We start from the raw sequence: 17,878 nt of genomic DNA, 5'->3' as shown, positions 1-17,878 counted from the left end.
TCACAGCACCTTGCGCAATCCAATCAGCCGCTCCACCGCCACGACCACACCGACGGAAATGAGGATGAGGATGACGGAAAGAGCGGCAATCTGCGGATCGGTGGAATATTCAAGATAATGATAAATTTCAGTCGGTAGCGTCGAAGACTTCACAGAAACGATGAAGAGTGAGATCGTCGCTTCGTCGAAGGAAATCAGGAAGGCGATGACCGCGCCGGCGATGAGGCCGGGTCGCACGAGCGGCAGCGTGATGCGCCACAATACCATGGCGGGCGATGCGCCGTGAACGCGCGCCGCTTCCTCGATACGGCGATCCACCGCCATCAGGCTCATGGTGATGGTGCGCACCGTATAGGGCGTGGTGATGCCGAGATGGGCGAGGAAGATGCCGGTATAGCTGTCGAGCAGGCCAAGCGGCCCAAGCACCAGCATCACACCCACGGCCAGCACGATATGCGGCACGAGGAAGGGTGCAAGGATCAGAAAATTGAGCGCGCCCTTGCCGCGGAATTCGTGCCGCGACAGCGCCAGAGACAGAAGCAGCCCCGCAAAGATCGACACGAAACCGACGAGCAGGCCGATGCCGAGGCTTCGCCAGAAGGCGCTGATGAACTTGGCATTGGCGAACACCTTGGCATAGGAGCCGAAGGAGAAATTTTCCGGCGGAAACGCCAGATATTGCCGCGTATCGAAAGAAATGATCAGAACGACGATGATCGGCGCCAGAAGAAACAGATAGAGCAGCGTCAGCAGCAGCGCGTGGGCGAGACGTCCGAATTTCGCGTCCATGGTCGGCCTCACGTCTCAAGCGCGCGCATGGCGCGCTGGTAAATCACGATCACGCTGCCGAACAGGACGAGCAGCAGCACGGAAAGTGCGGCCGCCAACGGCCAGTTCAGCGTCACCGTCGCCTCGTTATAAACCTCCGTGCCGATGACGAAGACACGGCCACCGCCCATGAGGCGCGGCGTGACGAAGGAGGAGATGGCCAGCACAAAGACCAGAAGGGCGGCGGTCAGAACGCCGGGCAGCGACAGCGGCAGCACGATGCGAGTAAACACCCGCAGCCGGTTTGCCCCGAGCATGGCGGCGGCCTCCTCAAACTGCGTGTTCAGCCGGCCGAAACCGCTCAGCATCGCAAGGATCGCATAGGGCATCAGGATTTCGACCAGTGCGACGGTCGCGCCGAAATAATTATTGGTCAGCCGGACGACGCCGTCCGTCAGCCCGGAGGATTGCAGCGCCGTGTTGATCACACCCCTGTCCCCCAGAATGACCATCCAGCCATAGGTGCGCACCACCGAAGAGGTGAGAAGCGGCGCAACGGCAAGTGCGGTCAGCACACCGCGCCAGCGGCTCTGGGTGCGGGCAAGAAAGAGAGCGATGGGATAGGAAAGAACGACCGCCAGAACCGCAACATTCACGCCGAGATAAAGCGTGTTCCAGGCGATTTTCCAGTAGAACGGGTCGAAAATAACGGTGCGGTAGGATTCGAGCGTCCAGTCGCCGCCGCGAAGGGCGGCCATCGCCGAGGACGCGAACGATGCCCGCACCAGCCAGATGAGCGGCAACAGGAAGGTCGTCAGCAGCGCGACAAGACCCGGCAGGAGCAGAAGAAGCAGGATGCCGCGATGCGACGCACCGCCACTGGCGGAATGGCTTGCCGCCGCCATCAGGCCGCCTCCCCGATCAGCGTTACATCCTCGGGCGCAACGGAAAGCGTCACCCGCTCGCCCCTGGCCGGCAGGGCGGCGGCATGGGTGGGCAGATCGGCCTGCAGGCGATGCTCGCCCGCGCGCACGCCGAGCGTCAACACCTGCCCACGATAGGTAACGTGTTCGACGATGCCGGAAAAGGCGTTGACGCCTTCGCCCAGCACGAAGCGGTGCGGGCGGACCAGAAACCGCGCTTTCTGGCCGGCAGGGATTGCGCCTGAGAAATGCAGGACACCGAGACCGGGAATTTCCGCCCGGCCCGGCGCAACCACGGTACCCGCGAGAAACGAACCGGCACCGATGAAGGAGGCGACGAAATCCGTTTTCGGCCGGTCGAAAATCTCGCGTGGCGTGCCAATCTGCTCCAGCCGGCCTTCCGACATGACGGCAAGCCGGTCGGCCATAGACAGGGCTTCATCCTGATCATGGGTGACGAAAATGCTGGTAACGCCGGTGCGGTTCTGGATGTCGCGGATTTCATCGCGCATCTCATCGCGCAGCTTCGCATCGAGATTGGAGAGCGGCTCGTCGAACAACAGCAGCGCAGGTTCGATGACGAGCGAGCGGGCGATCGCCGCTCGCTGCTGCTGGCCGCCGGAAAGCTGGGAAACCCGCCTTTCGCCAAGGCCGGAAAGCTTGACCAGATCAAGCGCCTTTGCCACCCGGTCCTTGCGCTCCGATTTTGGAATGCCGCGCATTTCCAGCCCGAAGGCGATGTTTTCCGACACATTCATATGCGGAAACAGGGCATAGGCCTGAAACACCATGCCCATATTGCGCTTATGGACGGCGGTTGCGGAGATATCGCGGCCATCCAGCCGGATTTCGCCCGATGTTGCCGGGATAAGACCGGCGATCATACGCAGGATCGTCGTCTTGCCGCAGCCGGACGGCCCCAGTAGCGCCAGCATTTCCCCGCGCGGCAGGGAAAGGCTGACGTGATCCACGGAGGGCTTGAGGGCGCCCGGATAGGTCTTCACGAGATTGTCGATCTCGACATGATGATCGGCCATGGCGTCCTCTGCTTCCTGTCTCAATTGGCCGCGATGACCTCGCGGTTGATCCGCTGTATCCATGCCGAATATTTGTCCGCCACGAAGCTCCAGTCGAGCGAAGACTGCGCTGCCTGCGCTTCCTTGCTGCCATATATGCGTGCGGCGACCGGCTCGCTCAGAGAAACCTTGCTGTTGACCGGGCCGTAGAAGCTCTTTTCGGCGAATGTCGCCTGCGCCTCGGCGCTCAGCGCATAATTCACGAAAAGCTCGGCGGCCTCCTTGTTGGCGGAACCTTCGACGAGACCGATCGTGTTCGTCTGGCCGATGGAGCCTTCCTTCGGCAGTGCTACGCCGATCTTGCCGCCCTGCGTGTCATGCAGATATTGCGCGCGGCCATTCCAGCAAATGGAAAGATCGACTTCGCCGCTCTGCACCACCGCATAACAATCCGGCGCCGGCTCGAAAGTGGAGACGCTCGGCGCAATCTCTTTCAGGAAATCGATGCCCGGATCGATGGAGGTCTTGTAGTCGCCGCCCTTCAACTTGGTGAGGATCGGCAGCAGAATGACGCCGCGGGTATCGGAAAGCTTGGCGGCGATCTTCCCCTTGTATTTCGGATCGGCAAGATCGGCCCAGCTTGTCGGCGGCTCCTTCACCGTTTCGGTATTATAAAGGATGGCAAGATTGTCCTGCGAGAACGCGATGGCGCGGTCGCCGTCGATGCGCGCCCATTCCGGCTGGTCTGCAAGGTTCGGCACCTTGGCGGCGTCGAGCCTGGTGAACAATTCTTCCTTGTTCGCCTTGATCGCAACCGAAACGTCGATCAGGGCGACATCGACCTTCGGCTCGGCGCGCTGAAGGGTGAGCAACGCCAGCGTTTCGGCCGAATTCTTGCTTTGCTGATAATTCACCTCAATGCCGGGATGCTGGGCCTTGAAGGTGTCGATGATGAATTTCTGATAGTTATCCGCAAAGACCCCGGAGAAACCGACGATATTGACGGTGCCTTTCGTCGCATCCTGCGCAAAGACGGTGCCCGAGAGCGATGCGATCCCGGCGGCAACGATGCCGGCGACAATCGCGGCCTTGCGGCGCTGATGAGCATTTTTCATTTCAATTGCCTCCGTTTTTTTTGATATTGTCAGTTTATGGGCCGCCAGGCGGCATCCAGCACGCGCAGCCAGTTCTGGCCGAGAAGTTTGAGAACGAGCGTTTCGCTCCAGCCACGCGCCAGCATGCGGGCGGTGATATTGGGAACCTCGCCAATGCGCTCGATGCCCTTCGGCTTGGAAATCTTGACGGTCGCGAATTCCGTCAACGTGCGCGCCGTGCCCTTGTCACGGTTGGCCCAGAGCTGCCAGGGACCGGGGCGCGGCCGCTCCTGCGAGAAATCCGTGCCGATGCCGACATGATCTTCGCCGACGAGATCGATAACATAGGCCATGGCATCGAGATAATCCTCGACAGTCGCATCATTTCCGGCAGCAAGACCCGGTGCAAAAAGACTGATGCCGATGATGCCGCCCTTTTCGGCGCAGGCCGTCAAAAGTTCATCCGGCTTGTTGCGCTTCACATCGCGCAGCGCGCGCGGCAGCACATGCGAGATGCAGACCGGTGATTTCGAGCGGGCGATGACATCCGCCGTGGTTCTGTCGCCGACATGGCTGAGATCGCAGAGCACGCCGACGCGGTTCATCTCCCCAAGCACTTCACGGCCGAAGCCGGTCAGGCCGCTGTCGTTTTCTTCCAGATAACCGGCACCGGAATAGTTCTGAGTATTATAGGTGAGTTGCATGATGCCGACGCCGAGATCCTTGAATATCTCGACATAATCAAGCCTGTCCTCAAGCGGCGAGGTGTTCTGCCAGCCGATGATGATGCCCGTCTTGTTTTCCACCTTGGCCGCGTGAATATCGGCCACCGAGCGCACCGGGCGGATCAGGTCGTCGTTTTCCCGCAGAAAACGTTTCCATTCGCTGACATAACCGATGCCCTCGCGGAAATTTTCCCAGATCACGCTCGAAACGTTGACGGCGGTGAGGCCGCCCGCGCGCATGTCCTCGAATATCGACCGGCTCCACTGGCAGGTTTGCAGACCGTCGATGACAATGGCTTCATTATGGAGTTTTGCGGCATCGGTCATGCGGATGTCCTCACGGCGGATTGTGAAAATTGCTGCTTGAGCGCCCCAAGGGCGCGGCTGGCGAATTCCAGACGGTCCTGCCCCCAGAAAAGCTCGCCGTTCACCACATAGGTCGGTGTTCCGAAAATGCCGACGCGCTCGGCCTCAGCGAGATTTCCATGCCACTCCGCCACGATGTCTTGCCGCTGCGGATCGCGCACCAGTGCCGCAGCTTCAGCGCCGAGAACGGTCTGCGCGATAGTGCGGAGTGTGTCGAGATCGGCAATGTCGCGATCTTCGCTCCACAATGCGCGCTGGATGGCGAAGGACAGGCTGATCGCATCAAGACCGGCCTTCTGCGCGGCGATGACGAGCTGGGCTGCACGTTCGATGGTGGCGCAGGGGTAATATTTCGGTGCAAGATTGAGCGGCATGTCGAGATAACGACGCCACCGGTCCAGCTCCACGGCATGATAATTCTGTCGGGCATCCGGGCGGTTGCGCAGCGGAATGCCGCCATTGGCCTCAATGATGCGGATGGGGCGCAGCACGATGGCCGCCCCATGGGTGCGGGCGACTTCGACCGCCCGTGGCGCGCCGAAATAGGCCCATGGTGAGGAGATGCCGTAAAATATCTCCAGTTTCAGCACCGGTTCAGCCATTGGCATGCTCCCTTATCTTGTCCTGCGCATCTGCGTCGCGCCATTCCTCGCCGGTGATTTCAGCGGCGTCGTGGTTCATGAAAGTATCGAAATGGCGGGCGCGATCTTCCACGAACAGCGAACGGGCGATGCCCTGCGCCAGACGCTCCGCCCCCTGGCTGACGGCCGGAACGCCGCTGGTGATTTTCCCGTGGGACGGGACGGCCGGATAGGCAAAACAATGAATACGGGAAATTGTCTCCGCCTCCGTGGCGGGCAGACCCGGTTTCGGCAGAAATTCGAAGGCCGCGCCGAGATAGGGATAGGACCCCAGCGCATCGTTGCTCTGTCCGGCAGGCGGTTGATAGGCGTCGCGCCAGAGCAGGACGCGGCCGCTCAGGGTTGCAAATTCCGGCCGCCGGGCAAAATCGACATCAAAGCCGGTGGCAAAAATGATAGTATCCGCCGGATAGCGACCCTTCGGCGTCTCGATTTCCACCGCATCGCCCAGTTCGGTCAGGCTGAGGATGGGACTGGCCAGATGGAAGAAGGCGTTGGCGTGGCGCGAGACCCTGAGGACGCTGTGACGCGGCGGCGGTATCTGCGTGCGCTCCGCTTCGACCATGAAGGCCCAGCGATCTGCATCTGGCAGGCCGATATAACCATGGGTCATGCCAAGGCTGGCGACGCCGCCGAATTTTTCCACGCGCGGAATATCGGCTCTGCGAATGAAGAGATCGACGCGCGCAGCCCCTGCCTCCAGCGCTGCTGCCGCATTGTCCATTGCCGAAGCGCCGGCGCCGACCACGGCAACACGCTTGCCGCGCAATGCGCTCACGTCGAATATATCACCGCTATGGCGAACGAAGCGGGCGGGCACCGTTTTCGCCACGTCCGGCAGGCGCGGCGCACCGAGACCATCAAGCCCCGTTGCCAAAATCACCCGACGCGCCAGAACATTGCTGCGGCCTTCCGGCCCCTGTAGTTCGAGGTCGAGCAGACCATCCTCACGCAAACCGAGGCCGGCAAGTTCGGTATCGTTGCTCACCGGCAGCGCCAGCACAGTGCGATACCAGACCATGTAAGCCATCCACGCTTCACGCGGGATAAGCTGCATCTCCTCATAAGCGGCTGCGCCGAACTGCGCTTCGAACCATGCGCGGAATGTCAGGGACGGCACGCCGAGAGCGGGACCTGCAAGTTCCTTGCGGGTGCGCAATGTTTCCATGCGCGCGCTCGTTACCCATGGCCCTTCCAGCCCGCTCGCCGCCTTGTCGAAAGCCCTGATATTGTCGATCCCGGCAAATGACAGGGCGGCAAGCGCGGTGAGCCCGCAGAGCCCCGCACCGATGACGGCGACATCCAACACCTCGGCACCGCCGAGATGGGTGCGCGGCACCCACGGCTTTGCCGGCCGCTCGAGCACGGCAAGTTCCTGCGCAAGCCTCGCCTCGAGCGCCGGCAAGCCACCCGCATCAGCGGACACAGCATTGGTTTTGCGATCTTCCATCATGTTATTTCTGAATTAATGCACGTTAAAAATTCTATTTAAGCATCATAAGAAACACAGAAGCGCGAATGCGGAAAGCAAAATTCTTCTAATCATTTGCGGTTTTCAGCAAATTTTGGCGCAAGCCGCCGGAAGCGCGGCTCGGTGGCCCGCCTGTCGCGGCCAACTGGGGGTGAAGCTCTTGCCCCACCGGCCACGCTATCTCGCAAAATAAAGAATTTCGGAAAAAATCTTTCGGTTTGCAATTCATAATCGGAATAGTCTTTGCCGCGCCAAGTCCCCGGCAGGGATATCGTCGCGATGACGACCGGGCCTGCCTTCGCCTGCCAGAGACCATCGGCAAGACCAGCAGCCCGGATCAGAACCCACGACGAAAGAGTAAGGCCCCCATGGCAAATGATCGCAAACTGCATCTCGGCGCCTTTATGCGGCCCGTCAGTCTCCACACGGGCGCATGGCGCTATCCGGGTTCCTTCCCGGATGCGAATTTCAATTTCGCCCATCTGGCGCGGTTTGCACAGCAGCTTGAAGCCGCGAAATTCGACGCCTTCTTCATGGCCGATCATCTGGCGGTGCTGAACATGCCGACGGAAGCCCTGCGCCGCAGCCATACCGTGACGTCTTTCGAGCCATTTACGCTGCTTTCGGCGCTCGCCGCTGTTACTTCCCGCATCGGGTTGGTCGCCACCGCATCCACCACATTCGACGAGCCCTATCATGTGGCACGGCGTTTCGCCTCGCTCGACCACCTCAGCAATGGCCGCGCCGGATGGAACATCGTCACCACCTCAAATCCGGATGCGGCGCGGAATTTCGGCCGCGACGAGCAGCCTGATCACACCGAGCGTTATGCGCGGGCACGCGAATTCTACGATGTCGTCACCGGCCTCTGGGACTCCTTCTCGGAGGACGCCTTCATTCGGGATGTCGATAGCGGGCTGTTCTTCGATCCTGAACAAATGCATGTGCTCAATCACAAGGGACCCGAATTTTCCGTGCGCGGGCCGCTTAATATCGCCCGTCCGGTGCAGGGCTGGCCTGTGATCGTTCAGGCAGGCGCATCCGAGCCGGGACGCCAGCTTGCCGCCGAAACCGCCGAGGTGGTTTTTGCGGCAACACCCACGCTTGCGGCAGGAAAGGCCTTTTATAAGGACGTCAAGGACAGGACTGTCGCCGCGGGCCGTTCTCGCGATGACATTGTCATCCTGCCGGGCGCTTTCGTGCTGGTCGGCGAGACCGTGGAAGAGGCGAGAGCCAAACGCGCCAAGCTGGACAGTCTCGTCCATTATGACAGCGCCATTGCCTCGCTGTCGATCGCGCTCGGTCACGATGTTTCCGGCTTCGACCCCGATGGCCCCCTACCTGACATTCCGGAAACCAATGCCAGCAAATCAAGCCGTGAAAGGGTCATCGAACTCGCCAGAATCGAAGGACTGACGGTGCGCCAGCTGGCCCAGCGGCTGGGAGGCTATGCCGGTCTCGCCTTCGTCGGCACACCCAAAACCATCGCCGACGAGATGGAGCAATGGCTCCACGAAGAAGGCTCGGACGGTTTCAACGTCACCTTCCCCTTCCTCCCCGTCGGCCTCGACGACTTCACCACGCAGGTGGTGCCGGAACTGCAACGGCGTGGGCTGTTTCGAAAGGACTATGAGGGGCCGACCTTGCGTGACCATCTGGGGCTGCAACGGCCGGCCAATCGTTTTTTCCCTTAAATAACGGGCCATCGCGCCGATTGCGACAAAGCTAGGGAGATTTTCCACACCCGCCCTGAAGTTTGGCATGAGGTTCCAGAAGGGCGGATTGACCTCAAAAACACCCGCCCGTACCTTTTAATTACACAAAATACATAAATTAGGTGAATTAATATGAAGGCTGAACATTCCCGCCGCCAGATCCTCAAATTCGGCATTGCCGGTGCTCTCGCAGCACCGTTTGTCTCAGGCAGTGTGCTGGCCCAGAGCTCGCCGGATTTCCCTGCCGAGCTGAAGCTGGACTGGGGATTTTACTCCTCCCACACGCTTTTGATAAAGAACAAGGGCTGGCTTGAGGAGGCTTTCAAGGATGTCGGCACCAGGATCACCTGGGTGCAATCGCGCGGCAGCAACAATTCGCTGGAATTCCTGAAGGTCGGCTCGACGGATTTTGCCGGCTCGGCCGCACTATCCGCCTTTCTGGCTCGTGCCAACGGCGTGCCGCTGAAGGTTATCTATGTGGCAAGCTGGGGTGGTTCCTCCATCATCCAGGTGCGCCCGGATTCGCCGGTCAAGACCGTCGCCGATCTCAAGGGCAAGACCATTGCGGTCACCAAGGGAACGGCGCCCTATTTCACACTCGTCCGCGCCCTTGACCAGAACAAACTGTCGATCGACGATCTGAAGGTCGTGAACCTGCAACATCCTGAGGGCTTCAACGCGCTGCAGCAGGGGCAGGTCGATGCCTGGGTTGGTATCGATCCGCATACATCCCAGGCCGAGCTTGCCGGCGACAGGGCAATTTTCGACGAGCGCAGCTGGCGCGATGGCAGCGTCTTCAGCGTGTCGGAAGAGTTTCTGGCCAAGCACCCGAAAGCGGTCGAGCGCCTGCTCGGCGTCTGGGTGGAAACGCAGAAGTGGATCCGCGACAATAACCGCGAATTCATCGATTTCGTCACCAAGGTTACCGGCAACGATCCCAAGATCACCGAATTGACCATCAACAAGCGCGACTGGAAGGACCCCGTTCCGGGCGAGGAATTGCTGAACTCGATCCGCATCGTTACCCCGCTGCTGGGCGACGACGTGCTTCGGCCAGGCGTCAATGTCGACAATGTCCTTTCAACGCTGGCCGACCCGGCACCGGCGAAAAAGGCGCTCGGCGCATGAATTCCCATCCGCGCGAATTCCTGCGCGTGAAGCAGACTGAAAAACAAGCCTCCTCCCGACTGCCGCTTTTGCAGCGGGCAGGGAATTTCCTTCGACGGTTCGATCTGCGCGGCGCGATCGTGCCGGTCGGCTCATTGGTGTTGCTCGAGCTTTTCGTCCGTTTGGGCTGGGTCAGTCCCTATGTGCTGCCGCCACCCTCCGAGCTATACGAGACGTTTCTGCGGCTTGCCGAAGGCCCGTTGTGGACGAATGTCGCGGCCAGTACCGCGCGTGTCTTTGTCGGTTTCGTCATCGGCTCTCTGCTGGCAGTCGTCGTCGGTTCGCTGGTCGGACTGGTGATTGCCGCCGAGCGCTATCTCGAACCGACGTTTCAGGCGCTCAGAGCCGTTCCGAGCCTTGCATGGGTGCCGCTGCTGATGATCTGGTTCGGCATCGGTGAAACCTCGAAAATCGTGCTGATCGCCAAAAGCGCGTTTTTTCCGGTCTATCTCAACCTCTTCTCCGGCATCCGGAATGTCGACCGCAAGCTGGTGGAGGTCGGCGAGATGTATCGCCAGCCGCTGCCCGTTCTGGTGTGGCGGATTTTCATTCCCGCCTCTTTGCCGCATCTGTTCACCGGCCTGCGTTACGGGCTGTCGCTCGCCTGGCTGAGTGTCGTCGCAGCCGAGCTTCTGGCCGCCTCCGAAGGCATTGGGTACATGCTGTCCGACGGGCGGGAACTTTCGCGGCCCGATCTGGTGATGATCGCCATTATCTGCCTTGCGGTTCTGGGCAAGATTTCCGACAGCCTGTTCAAGATCGTCGAGGAGCGCTGCCTGCGCTGGCGTGACACCTATTCCCTTCACGAAGGAGGGCGGCTGCAATGAGCCTGCTCAATGTCGATGTGCGCGAAAAAGCTTTTGGCGATACGATCATCCTTCAGGATATCCACCTGACACTTGGCGATGGTGAAGCGGCGGTTCTGCTTGGCCCCAGCGGCTGCGGCAAGAGCACCTTGCTGCGTATCGCCGCCGGTCTCGACCGGCGTTTTTCTGGCACGGTGAAGGTTCAGCAGGCGGAGGAAGACCAGACCTCTCCTCCCATCGCCTTCGTGTTTCAGGAACCGCGGCTGATGCCCTGGCTGACGGTTGCCGAAAACATCGGTTATGCCGCCGGCAAGAAATATGATGTCGAGCGTGTAGAGGGCTTGATCAACGATGTGGGACTGAGCGGCCACGCTGGCGCGCTGCCGAAGGCCCTTTCAGGCGGCATGGCGCAGCGGGTGGCCATCGCAAGGGCGCTCTATACCCGGCCGCGCATCTTGCTGCTGGATGAACCCTTCAGTGCGGTGGACGCCTTCACGCGGATGAAATTGCAGGATCTGGTGCTGAAAATCGTCGAACAGCGCGGCATTTCCTTCCTGCTCGTCACCCACGATATCGATGAAGCGCTCTATCTCGGTGACCGCATTTACATGATGGGCGCCCACGACGGCCGCATCCAGCAGCGGATCGAGGTGGACGTGCCGCGCCCGCGCGACCGAAGGTCACCGCACCTCGCCAGCCTCAAGAACGAGGTGCTGACCGCCCTGCACAACGCCCACGTCATCTGAGGGCGGCGGCTTCACCTGAATAATCGGCGTGAAGCTGGCAGGCGAGGCTGAGCAGGGTAAAATCGGCGGCATCGGCAAGCTTGCGGCCGGTCAGCGTTTCCACCCGCTGCAGCCGCTGGTAAAGCGTGTTGCTGTGGATGTTCAGCGCCTGCGCCGTGCGGGCAACGGACTTCCCTTCCTGAATGTAACGCGAAAGGGTTTCATGCAGGGAGCGATGTCTGGGATCGCGCAGCAGCGGCGCCAGAATCTGTCGGGTGAATTCCACGATATCCTGCCGCGCCCTGCCCTCCAGCAACAGTTCCACACCCATGTCGCGGTGGCGCAGAAGCCCCGATTGGCCGCGCCGCAGCAAAGCCTCGCTTGCCTGCGCCGCCATTTCCCGCGCGGCGGGGTGGCCTTCATTCGCGTCATAAATCTCGCTCGTGCCGACGCAGATGGCCTCCTTGTCGGCAATCTCGGCAACCGCCCGCAGGTTTCGCTCGAGCGCCGCAACGGTGGAGGCGGAAACCAGCATGACAATCTGCTCGTCTTCGTGAAAGATAAGGGAATTCGACGCCGTCATTGCCTGCTGCAAATCTGACTGGGACTTGTAGAGAGACAGCCGTGGATTGGCCGAAACATCGCGGCGCGGACCCCGCGCCACAAACAGCTGATGATAACGATCAAGCCGAAAGCCCTGATGGCTGCGACGGCCATCGGGGTCGACGCCGGCGGCAAGCGCTTCGAAATGCGCCTTCCGGCGCGCATTCAGTACATCCATCCGCGACATGTCATGCACGAAGTCCAGCGCCACGAATGTCGCCAATGTGCCGAAAAGCACTTGGTGGAAGCCGGCATCCCCCGAGGCTCTGAAATGAAACTGGCCGACAGGCGCTTCGGCGACTTCCACTGTCTGCCGCAGTGTTTCACCCTCTTCCGTCCACCCGGCGGACCGGTAATCAAGACCCAGTACGCTCTCAAAGCGGAAATCGACGCGAAACAGGTCGGCAACGGCATGAAGCTGCTCCGTCATGCCACTTCCCGCCGCGAAGATGCGCAACAATGCCTCGTGCAATGCGACGGCACGGTCCAGCTCGGCATTCTTGCGTGCAAGATCGCTGCGCATCTGCTCCAGTCGATGCGACGTGGCAACGGCGTTCTGATAGGCAAGCGAGCGCTGATAGGCGACTGCGATCTGCGTCGCCAGCGATTCCAGAACCGTCCTGTCGAACACCGAAAACGCACCGTCGCTGGAAAAACACAGTGTCGTCAATGTGCCCAGACGCTTACCCTCCGCCATGACGGGAACGCAGAGCAGGGCATTGGCGATCTCCGACCGCTCCATGAAAGACTGGCTTTCGGGACGCATGACGCGGTGCGCTGCAATGATGTTCTGCCTGCCATTGTGAATGGCCGGCTGGCCGGTGGCGAAAACCACGCCCGAAACGGACTCATTCGGCTGGACGCGATAATGGGTATAGTCGTCGGGCAACCCTTCATGCGAAACAGGAATGAGAAAACCGCTCTCCTCGTCAAACAGGCGAAAGACGCCGGCGTCGCAGTGCGGCAGCACGTTCATCACTTCCCGCAGGACGTTATGGACGATCTCCTTTTCATCCAGCGAATTGATGACCGCTGAATTGACCGAAGCCAGCATTTCGAAAGTTCTTGTCTGAAGGGCGATGACCGCTTCATGCACAGCCTGAAGAATTCGCCCCGCTATCTCCTCGCCGCCCTCCCCGCGGATGGCAAACTCGGTGCGCTTGGCGGTATAATAGGAATGATCGACCGAAAGATTGAGGCTTTCGTCTTCGCGTTCAATGACATGGGAAATCAGGCTCGACGATTCCCGGCCATCGGCATCGATGGTTCTGAGCTGAACGGCCCGAGATTGCATCAGCTCGCGCAGGACGGGATGCGCATGGAGATCAATTTTCAAGCGCACCGCCTCCTGTGTTAACGCACATTAAATTTCAGATTTTTATGGCGGTTTCAACATATGAATTTTTCGTGACGGTGACACAAACGTTAAAAAGCAAAATACAAAGGGAACCACTAAAATGCTTTCTGCGATAAAACGCCGTCATATTATTATTGGAATGCTGTTCATCTGCTGGGTCGTCGGCTTTCTGGACAAGACCGCAATCAACTACGCAATCATCCCGATCAGCGAAGAGTTCGGTCTGGCCACCGATCATCAGGGCATGATCATCAGCGCCTTTTTCCTCGCTTATTCGATGACACAACTGGTTGGCGGTTATCTCGTCGACCGCTTCGGCTCGCGCCGGGTACTGAGCTCGGCGGTGGCCGTCTGGTCGCTCGGCACCGTCGCCTCCGGCGTCGTCACCAGCGCGGTCGGGCTGGCCGCCGCGCGGGCGATCACGGGTTCCGGGGAAGCCATTTTCCCGGCCGGAGGATCGGTCGCGATCACCGAGAATTTCGAGAAAACCCAGATGGCGCGCGCCAAGTCGGTGTTGCAATCGGGCGCCTCCGTCGGCTTCGCGCTCGGTGCGATTGTCATCACCACGCTGATTTCCTTCTATAGCTGGCGCATCATGTTCTTCGTTCTGGGTTCAGTCGGCGTCATCCTGTCGATTGCGCTCTTCACCGTCATGAAGCCGCGCTCGCAGACGCTGGCCGCCAGAGATGCCGGCCCCAAGCTTTCCGAAAAGCAGCGCATCGCCGGATTGCTGAAAAACACGCTGACCTGGAAGATCGCCTCGGTCTATTTCTTCACCAATATCGTCTTCTGGGGCCTGCAATCCTGGCTGCCGTCCTACTGGGTGAAGGTCAAGGGCATGAGCATGGTGGAAATGGGCGCATATTCCATGATCCCGCCGGCGCTCGGTTTCGTCTCGTTCCTCACCTGCGGCTGGCTGCTTGACCGCTACTTCCACCAGAAAGAAAAGTACCTCATCTGCATCGGCTCGGCCGTGTCGGCGATCTTCATCTACCTGATGGCGAATGCGCAATCCATTCCGCTGGCATTTGCCTATCTGTCGGTCTCGAACGTGTTCCTCAACGCCATCTCAATCAGTGTCTTCGTCAGCATCATGAAGCACTTTCCGCAGAATTCGATCGGTACGGCCACCGGCCTCATCAATTCGCTGGCGCAGCTCGGCTCATTCGCCTCGCCGATGCTCATCGGCGCCGTTCTTTCCGCTACCGGCCAGAATTACGGCATCGCCTTTGGCGTCATCGTCGGCTGCGCCGTGATTGTCTGCGCTATTGCCACCACCTTCCCCGCCATTCACGGCAACAAAACCGTCGAACAGACCGCCTGAAGGAAGACCATGACTTATATCGACATCATCGAACGCACCGTCGCCGCCCAGGCGGATAATCTGAAATCCGTGGCGGATGCCATCTGGTCTTTCGCCGAAATCCGTTACGAGGAAACAAAATCGGCCACCCTCTTGGCCGACGAGTTGGAAAAGGCAGGCTTTGACGTCACCCGCAACGCCGGCAATATCGAAACCGCCTTCGTCGCCAGCTATGGCGAGGGCCAACCCGTCGTCGCCATTCTGGGTGAATTTGATGCATTGACGGGCCTCAGCCAGGAGGGCGGTATCGCCAGTCACAAGCCGATCACCGAGGGTGGAAACGGCCATGGCTGCGGCCATAATCTTCTCGGCACCGGCGCGCTTGCGGCCATAATGGCGCTCAAGGCCTGCAAGGATGAACTGAAGCTTGGCGGCACGATCCGTTATTATGGCTGCCCGGCCGAAGAAGGCGGCGGCGGCAAGGCCTATATGGCCCGCGAGGGCCTGTTTGCGGATGTCGATGTGGCCTTCACCTGGCACCCATGGGATGAAAACCTCGCTTATAATGCGCGCATGCTGGCCACCAACCAGCTATATTTCACCTTCCGCGGCACCAGCGCCCATGCCGGATTCGAACCGCACCTCGGACGGTCTGCGCTGGACGCGGTCGAGCTGACCAATGTCGGTTCGAATTATCTGCGGGAACACATCATTCAGGACGGCCGCATCCACTATGCCATCACAGACACGGGTGGACGGGCGCCCAACGTGGTGCAATCGCAGGCGCAGGTGCTCTACAAGGTCCGGGCGCCGAGGATGGATCAGGTTCGCGACATCACCGAACGGGTGAAGGATGTTGCGCGTGGTGCCGCACTGATGACGGGAACGGAGTTGCAGATCACCTTCGATGCGGCGTCGGCCGATCTCGTGCCGAATGTGACGCTCGCCCGGATGATGCATCGGGAGTTCGAGAAGATCGGCGTCGCCGCTTTCTCCAACAGTGAGAAGGATTTTGCCGGGTCAATTCAAAAGACATTTTCGGCGGAGGTGCAGACCCGTGTCGCAAGGCGCGGCAAGGTCCTTTCGGAGGACCTGAACGATTTCGAGGAAAAGCCAACGTTCCTGCACGGTTCAACCGATGTCGGCGATGTCAGCTGGTTGGTGCCGACCGGACAGGTTTATGTCGCGACCGAAGCCTACGGCACGCCGCCGCACACCTGGCAGATGGTGGCGCAGGGCACCTCCGGTTACGCCCACAAGGGCATGTTGCAGGCCGGCAAGGTCATGGCCGCCTCCGCCGTGCAGGCAATGCTCGATCCTGACTTGATCTCCGCGGCAAAAGCCGAGCATCGCGAACAACTGAACGGTGAGAGCTATGTGCCGCTGATACCGGCGGACGCGACCCCGCAACGGCTGCGGTGAGTTTCCGGGCGGCCTCCCTGGCCGCCCTTGATCTCCCTCATCGGGAAACCGCCCTCCTTCTGTCCGCATTGACCGAGGAATACGGTTGCCTCAAGCTAAAAGCGTCGTCCTCAGCCGATGAATATGGGCAGCCCCTATGCCGCAGCAGCCGCCGATGATCGTCGCGCCGGCCTCGGCCCAGGAGCAGGCGTAACGTGAATAGACATCGTCATTCAGATCCTTGCGCGTGTCGTGCAGGCCTTCATTGGCGGCAGCCTCACCCTGTTCGCCTTCGAAAGCATTGGCGTAAACGCCGATTTCGAGGCGGACACTCTTCTCCCGGAAAACACGCGCTGCCACCTCCACGGCCCCCTGCATGACCTCGGGCTTGCTGCAATTGAACAGGATGGCTTCGGCACCCGATGAAGCCGCCCAGGAGGCGGCATTTTCCACAGTCTCGGTTGACCGGAGTTTTGGTTCGTCGCCCCTTAGCGCTGCCTCGCCATCCTCCAATGTAAACGAAATCCAGAGCGGTTTGCCCGTTGCCGCAACCGCTTCCCGCACGGCATCCGCCTCGGCGATCAGGCTCAGCGTCTCGCCGAGCCATACATCGACGAACGGCGCAAGGTTTTCGACAAGCACTTTCAGATAGTCCTGCACTCGCGAAGGCTGGAAATTCTGCGGCTCGTAGGAGCCGAAGATCGGCGGCAGCGAACCGGCAACCAGCACTTTCCGATCCCCAGCCGCATCGGCGGCCTCCCGCGCCAGACGGCCTGCGAGGCGGATCAGTGCCGGTCCTTCATTCTGGAACCTTTCCTCGCCGATATGGAAGGGTACGAGGGCGTAGCTGTTCGTCGTAATGATCTGCGTGCCGGCGGCGATGAATTCCTTGTGTACCTCGCGCACGATGTCAGGTGAATTCATCAACGCCAGAGCCGACCATTCCGGCTGCTTCAGCTCAGCCCCCAGCCGCAACAATTCACGGCTCATACCGCCGTCAAGAATTCGTATTGTGCTCATGAGTTCATCTCCATTCAGGCTGCCGCGCCGTCACCGGCAGCGGGATTTTCAAAACAATGTGTTGGATCTTCCATCAGCTAGCGGCGAACCGGCACCTGTGCTTCGAGACCTCGAAAGACACGGGCGATCACGGCCGTCAGGGCAAGATAAAAGCAGGTAACAACGAGCAGCGGTTCGTAGACCAGCAACGTGTCCTGTCGAACCTTGTTGGCCACGGCGTAGAGATCCATCACCGTGACCGTGAAGGCGAGCGGCGTCGCCTTGAGCTGCATGATGATCTCTCCCGCAATCGTCGGCAGGGCGATGCGAATGGCGCGCGGCAGCCAGATGCGGCGGGTCAGCTTCCACGGTGAAAGGCCAAAGGCCCGACCGGCTTCTAGTTCGCCCTTCGGAACGGCAAGCAGCGCGCCGCGCAAGACTTCGGCTTCATAAGCCGCATAATTCAACGTGAAGCTGACGGCGGCGAAAAAGAAGCCTTCGCGCAACATCGGCCAGAACAGGCTCTGGCGGATGCCGGGAACCATGGGCAGCAGCGAACCGACGCCGTAATAGAGCAGCCAGAGCTGGATCAGCAGCGGCGTACCGCGAAAGAACGTGCAGTAGCCGCGAGCCAAAAGCCGCGTCAGCCTGCCTCCGCTGACCTGCGCGAAAGCAAGCCCGATGGCGAGGATGAAACCGAACACCACTGAAATCACCAGCAGCGCCACCGTCTGCCAGGCTCCCATCAGAAGCAGCGACCAATAGTTCGGTATCCAGTCAAAACTCATGGAGTGCTTT

17 protein-coding genes are annotated in these 17,878 nt (G+C 60.2%); 6 read left to right on the top strand and 11 right to left on the bottom strand.

Annotation, left to right across the window (positions count from 1 at the left end; genetic code table 11):
• From DXT96_RS23935 to DXT96_RS23900, 8 genes are all read right to left on the bottom strand, one after another.
• Entirely contained in the window at window positions 1–789 is a 789-nt protein-coding gene (locus tag DXT96_RS23935; RefSeq protein WP_153516771.1) for an ABC transporter permease, read from the bottom strand.
• A gap of 8 nt (window positions 790–797) precedes the next feature.
• A complete protein-coding gene (locus tag DXT96_RS23930) occupies window positions 798–1,673 on the bottom strand; it encodes an ABC transporter permease (RefSeq protein ID WP_153516770.1) in 876 nt (291 codons plus the stop codon).
• Window positions 1,673–2,728, bottom strand: coding sequence for an ABC transporter ATP-binding protein (locus DXT96_RS23925; RefSeq protein ID WP_153516769.1), 1,056 nt, complete (start codon window positions 2,726–2,728; stop codon window positions 1,673–1,675). Before DXT96_RS23925 ends, DXT96_RS23930 begins: the two co-directional genes overlap by 1 nt.
• 20 nt (window positions 2,729–2,748) lie before the next feature.
• Window positions 2,749–3,822, bottom strand: coding sequence for an ABC transporter substrate-binding protein (locus tag DXT96_RS23920; RefSeq protein WP_153516768.1), 1,074 nt, complete (start codon window positions 3,820–3,822; stop codon window positions 2,749–2,751).
• Window positions 3,823–3,851: 29 nt separating this feature from the next.
• Entirely contained in the window at window positions 3,852–4,853 is a 1,002-nt protein-coding gene (locus DXT96_RS23915) for a dipeptidase (RefSeq protein ID WP_153516767.1), read from the bottom strand.
• On the bottom strand, window positions 4,850–5,494 hold the full coding sequence (locus DXT96_RS23910; RefSeq protein WP_153516766.1) for a 2-hydroxychromene-2-carboxylate isomerase: 645 nt from the start codon (window positions 5,492–5,494) through the stop codon (window positions 4,850–4,852). The genes DXT96_RS23915 and DXT96_RS23910 overlap by 4 nt, the downstream gene beginning before the upstream one ends.
• Window positions 5,487–6,986 (bottom strand): NAD(P)-binding domain-containing protein, encoded by a 1,500-nt coding sequence (locus tag DXT96_RS23905; RefSeq protein WP_153516765.1) that lies wholly within the window; start codon window positions 6,984–6,986, stop codon window positions 5,487–5,489. Before DXT96_RS23905 ends, DXT96_RS23910 begins: the two co-directional genes overlap by 8 nt.
• A gap of 89 nt (window positions 6,987–7,075) precedes the next feature.
• Window positions 7,076–7,396 carry a hypothetical protein gene (locus DXT96_RS23900; RefSeq protein ID WP_153516764.1) on the bottom strand — a complete coding sequence of 107 codons (321 nt, stop codon included), beginning with the start codon at window positions 7,394–7,396 and terminating at the stop codon, window positions 7,076–7,078.
• Here DXT96_RS23900 and DXT96_RS23895 point away from each other — a divergent pair.
• From DXT96_RS23895 to DXT96_RS23880, 4 genes are all read left to right on the top strand, one after another.
• Complete coding sequence (locus DXT96_RS23895) at window positions 7,373–8,698, top strand: LLM class flavin-dependent oxidoreductase (RefSeq protein WP_153516763.1); 1,326 nt, start codon at window positions 7,373–7,375, stop codon at window positions 8,696–8,698. The genes DXT96_RS23900 and DXT96_RS23895 overlap by 24 nt on opposite strands.
• 153 nt (window positions 8,699–8,851) lie before the next feature.
• On the top strand, window positions 8,852–9,847 hold the full coding sequence (locus tag DXT96_RS23890) for an aliphatic sulfonate ABC transporter substrate-binding protein (RefSeq protein ID WP_153516762.1): 996 nt from the start codon (window positions 8,852–8,854) through the stop codon (window positions 9,845–9,847).
• The gene (locus DXT96_RS23885) at window positions 9,844–10,713 is read left to right on the top strand and encodes an ABC transporter permease (RefSeq protein WP_153516761.1); all 870 of its coding nucleotides are present in this window, start codon (window positions 9,844–9,846) and stop codon (window positions 10,711–10,713) included. The genes DXT96_RS23890 and DXT96_RS23885 overlap by 4 nt, the downstream gene beginning before the upstream one ends.
• On the top strand, window positions 10,710–11,438 hold the full coding sequence (locus DXT96_RS23880) for an ABC transporter ATP-binding protein (RefSeq protein ID WP_153516760.1): 729 nt from the start codon (window positions 10,710–10,712) through the stop codon (window positions 11,436–11,438). The genes DXT96_RS23885 and DXT96_RS23880 overlap by 4 nt, the downstream gene beginning before the upstream one ends.
• Here the strand turns inward: DXT96_RS23880 and DXT96_RS23875 are convergent.
• A complete protein-coding gene (locus tag DXT96_RS23875) occupies window positions 11,431–13,356 on the bottom strand; it encodes a helix-turn-helix domain-containing protein (RefSeq protein WP_153516759.1) in 1,926 nt (641 codons plus the stop codon). The genes DXT96_RS23880 and DXT96_RS23875 overlap by 8 nt on opposite strands.
• A 121-nt stretch (window positions 13,357–13,477) precedes the next feature.
• On the opposite strand from DXT96_RS23875, the gene DXT96_RS23870 reads away from it, so the two are divergent.
• Both DXT96_RS23870 and DXT96_RS23865 read left to right on the top strand, forming a co-directional pair.
• A complete protein-coding gene (locus DXT96_RS23870) occupies window positions 13,478–14,701 on the top strand; it encodes an MFS transporter (RefSeq protein ID WP_153516758.1) in 1,224 nt (407 codons plus the stop codon).
• A 9-nt stretch (window positions 14,702–14,710) separates the two neighbouring features.
• The gene (locus tag DXT96_RS23865) at window positions 14,711–16,102 is read left to right on the top strand and encodes an amidohydrolase (RefSeq protein ID WP_153516757.1); all 1,392 of its coding nucleotides are present in this window, start codon (window positions 14,711–14,713) and stop codon (window positions 16,100–16,102) included.
• 90 nt (window positions 16,103–16,192) lie between these two features.
• Here the strand turns inward: DXT96_RS23865 and DXT96_RS23860 are convergent, their stop codons facing one another.
• Entirely contained in the window at window positions 16,193–17,101 is a 909-nt protein-coding gene (locus DXT96_RS23860) for a homocysteine S-methyltransferase family protein (RefSeq protein ID WP_153516756.1), read from the bottom strand.
• A 77-nt stretch (window positions 17,102–17,178) separates the two neighbouring features.
• Window positions 17,179–17,868, bottom strand: coding sequence for an ABC transporter permease (locus DXT96_RS23855; protein ID WP_153516755.1), 690 nt, complete (start codon window positions 17,866–17,868; stop codon window positions 17,179–17,181).
• Window positions 17,869–17,878 lie beyond the last annotated feature (10 nt).

This window comes from Agrobacterium sp. ICMP 6402 (genome assembly GCF_009498615.1).
GTDB classification, from domain to species: Bacteria; Pseudomonadota; Alphaproteobacteria; order Rhizobiales; family Rhizobiaceae; genus Agrobacterium; species Agrobacterium burrii.
This window is presented reverse-complemented; position numbering and strand designations above follow the sequence as displayed.

Coding starts and splice junctions, on each gene's coding strand:
- DXT96_RS23910 (WP_153516766.1), bottom strand. CDS start 5,494: ATGGCTGAACCGGTGCTGAAACTGGAGATATTTTACGGCATCTCCTCA.
- DXT96_RS23860 (WP_153516756.1), bottom strand. CDS start 17,101: ATGAGCACAATACGAATTCTTGACGGCGGTATGAGCCGTGAATTGTTG.
- DXT96_RS23920 (WP_153516768.1), bottom strand. CDS start 3,822: ATGAAAAATGCTCATCAGCGCCGCAAGGCCGCGATTGTCGCCGGCATC.
- DXT96_RS23870 (WP_153516758.1), top strand. CDS start 13,478: ATGCTTTCTGCGATAAAACGCCGTCATATTATTATTGGAATGCTGTTC.
- DXT96_RS23935 (WP_153516771.1), bottom strand. CDS start 789: ATGGACGCGAAATTCGGACGTCTCGCCCACGCGCTGCTGCTGACGCTG.
- DXT96_RS23890 (WP_153516762.1), top strand. CDS start 8,852: ATGAAGGCTGAACATTCCCGCCGCCAGATCCTCAAATTCGGCATTGCC.
- DXT96_RS23900 (WP_153516764.1), bottom strand. CDS start 7,396: ATGCAGTTTGCGATCATTTGCCATGGGGGCCTTACTCTTTCGTCGTGG.
- DXT96_RS23880 (WP_153516760.1), top strand. CDS start 10,710: ATGAGCCTGCTCAATGTCGATGTGCGCGAAAAAGCTTTTGGCGATACG.
- DXT96_RS23930 (WP_153516770.1), bottom strand. CDS start 1,673: ATGGCGGCGGCAAGCCATTCCGCCAGTGGCGGTGCGTCGCATCGCGGC.
- DXT96_RS23925 (WP_153516769.1), bottom strand. CDS start 2,728: ATGGCCGATCATCATGTCGAGATCGACAATCTCGTGAAGACCTATCCG.
- DXT96_RS23865 (WP_153516757.1), top strand. CDS start 14,711: ATGACTTATATCGACATCATCGAACGCACCGTCGCCGCCCAGGCGGAT.
- DXT96_RS23855 (WP_153516755.1), bottom strand. CDS start 17,868: ATGAGTTTTGACTGGATACCGAACTATTGGTCGCTGCTTCTGATGGGA.
- DXT96_RS23895 (WP_153516763.1), top strand. CDS start 7,373: ATGGCAAATGATCGCAAACTGCATCTCGGCGCCTTTATGCGGCCCGTC.
- DXT96_RS23885 (WP_153516761.1), top strand. CDS start 9,844: ATGAATTCCCATCCGCGCGAATTCCTGCGCGTGAAGCAGACTGAAAAA.
- DXT96_RS23905 (WP_153516765.1), bottom strand. CDS start 6,986: ATGATGGAAGATCGCAAAACCAATGCTGTGTCCGCTGATGCGGGTGGC.
- DXT96_RS23915 (WP_153516767.1), bottom strand. CDS start 4,853: ATGACCGATGCCGCAAAACTCCATAATGAAGCCATTGTCATCGACGGT.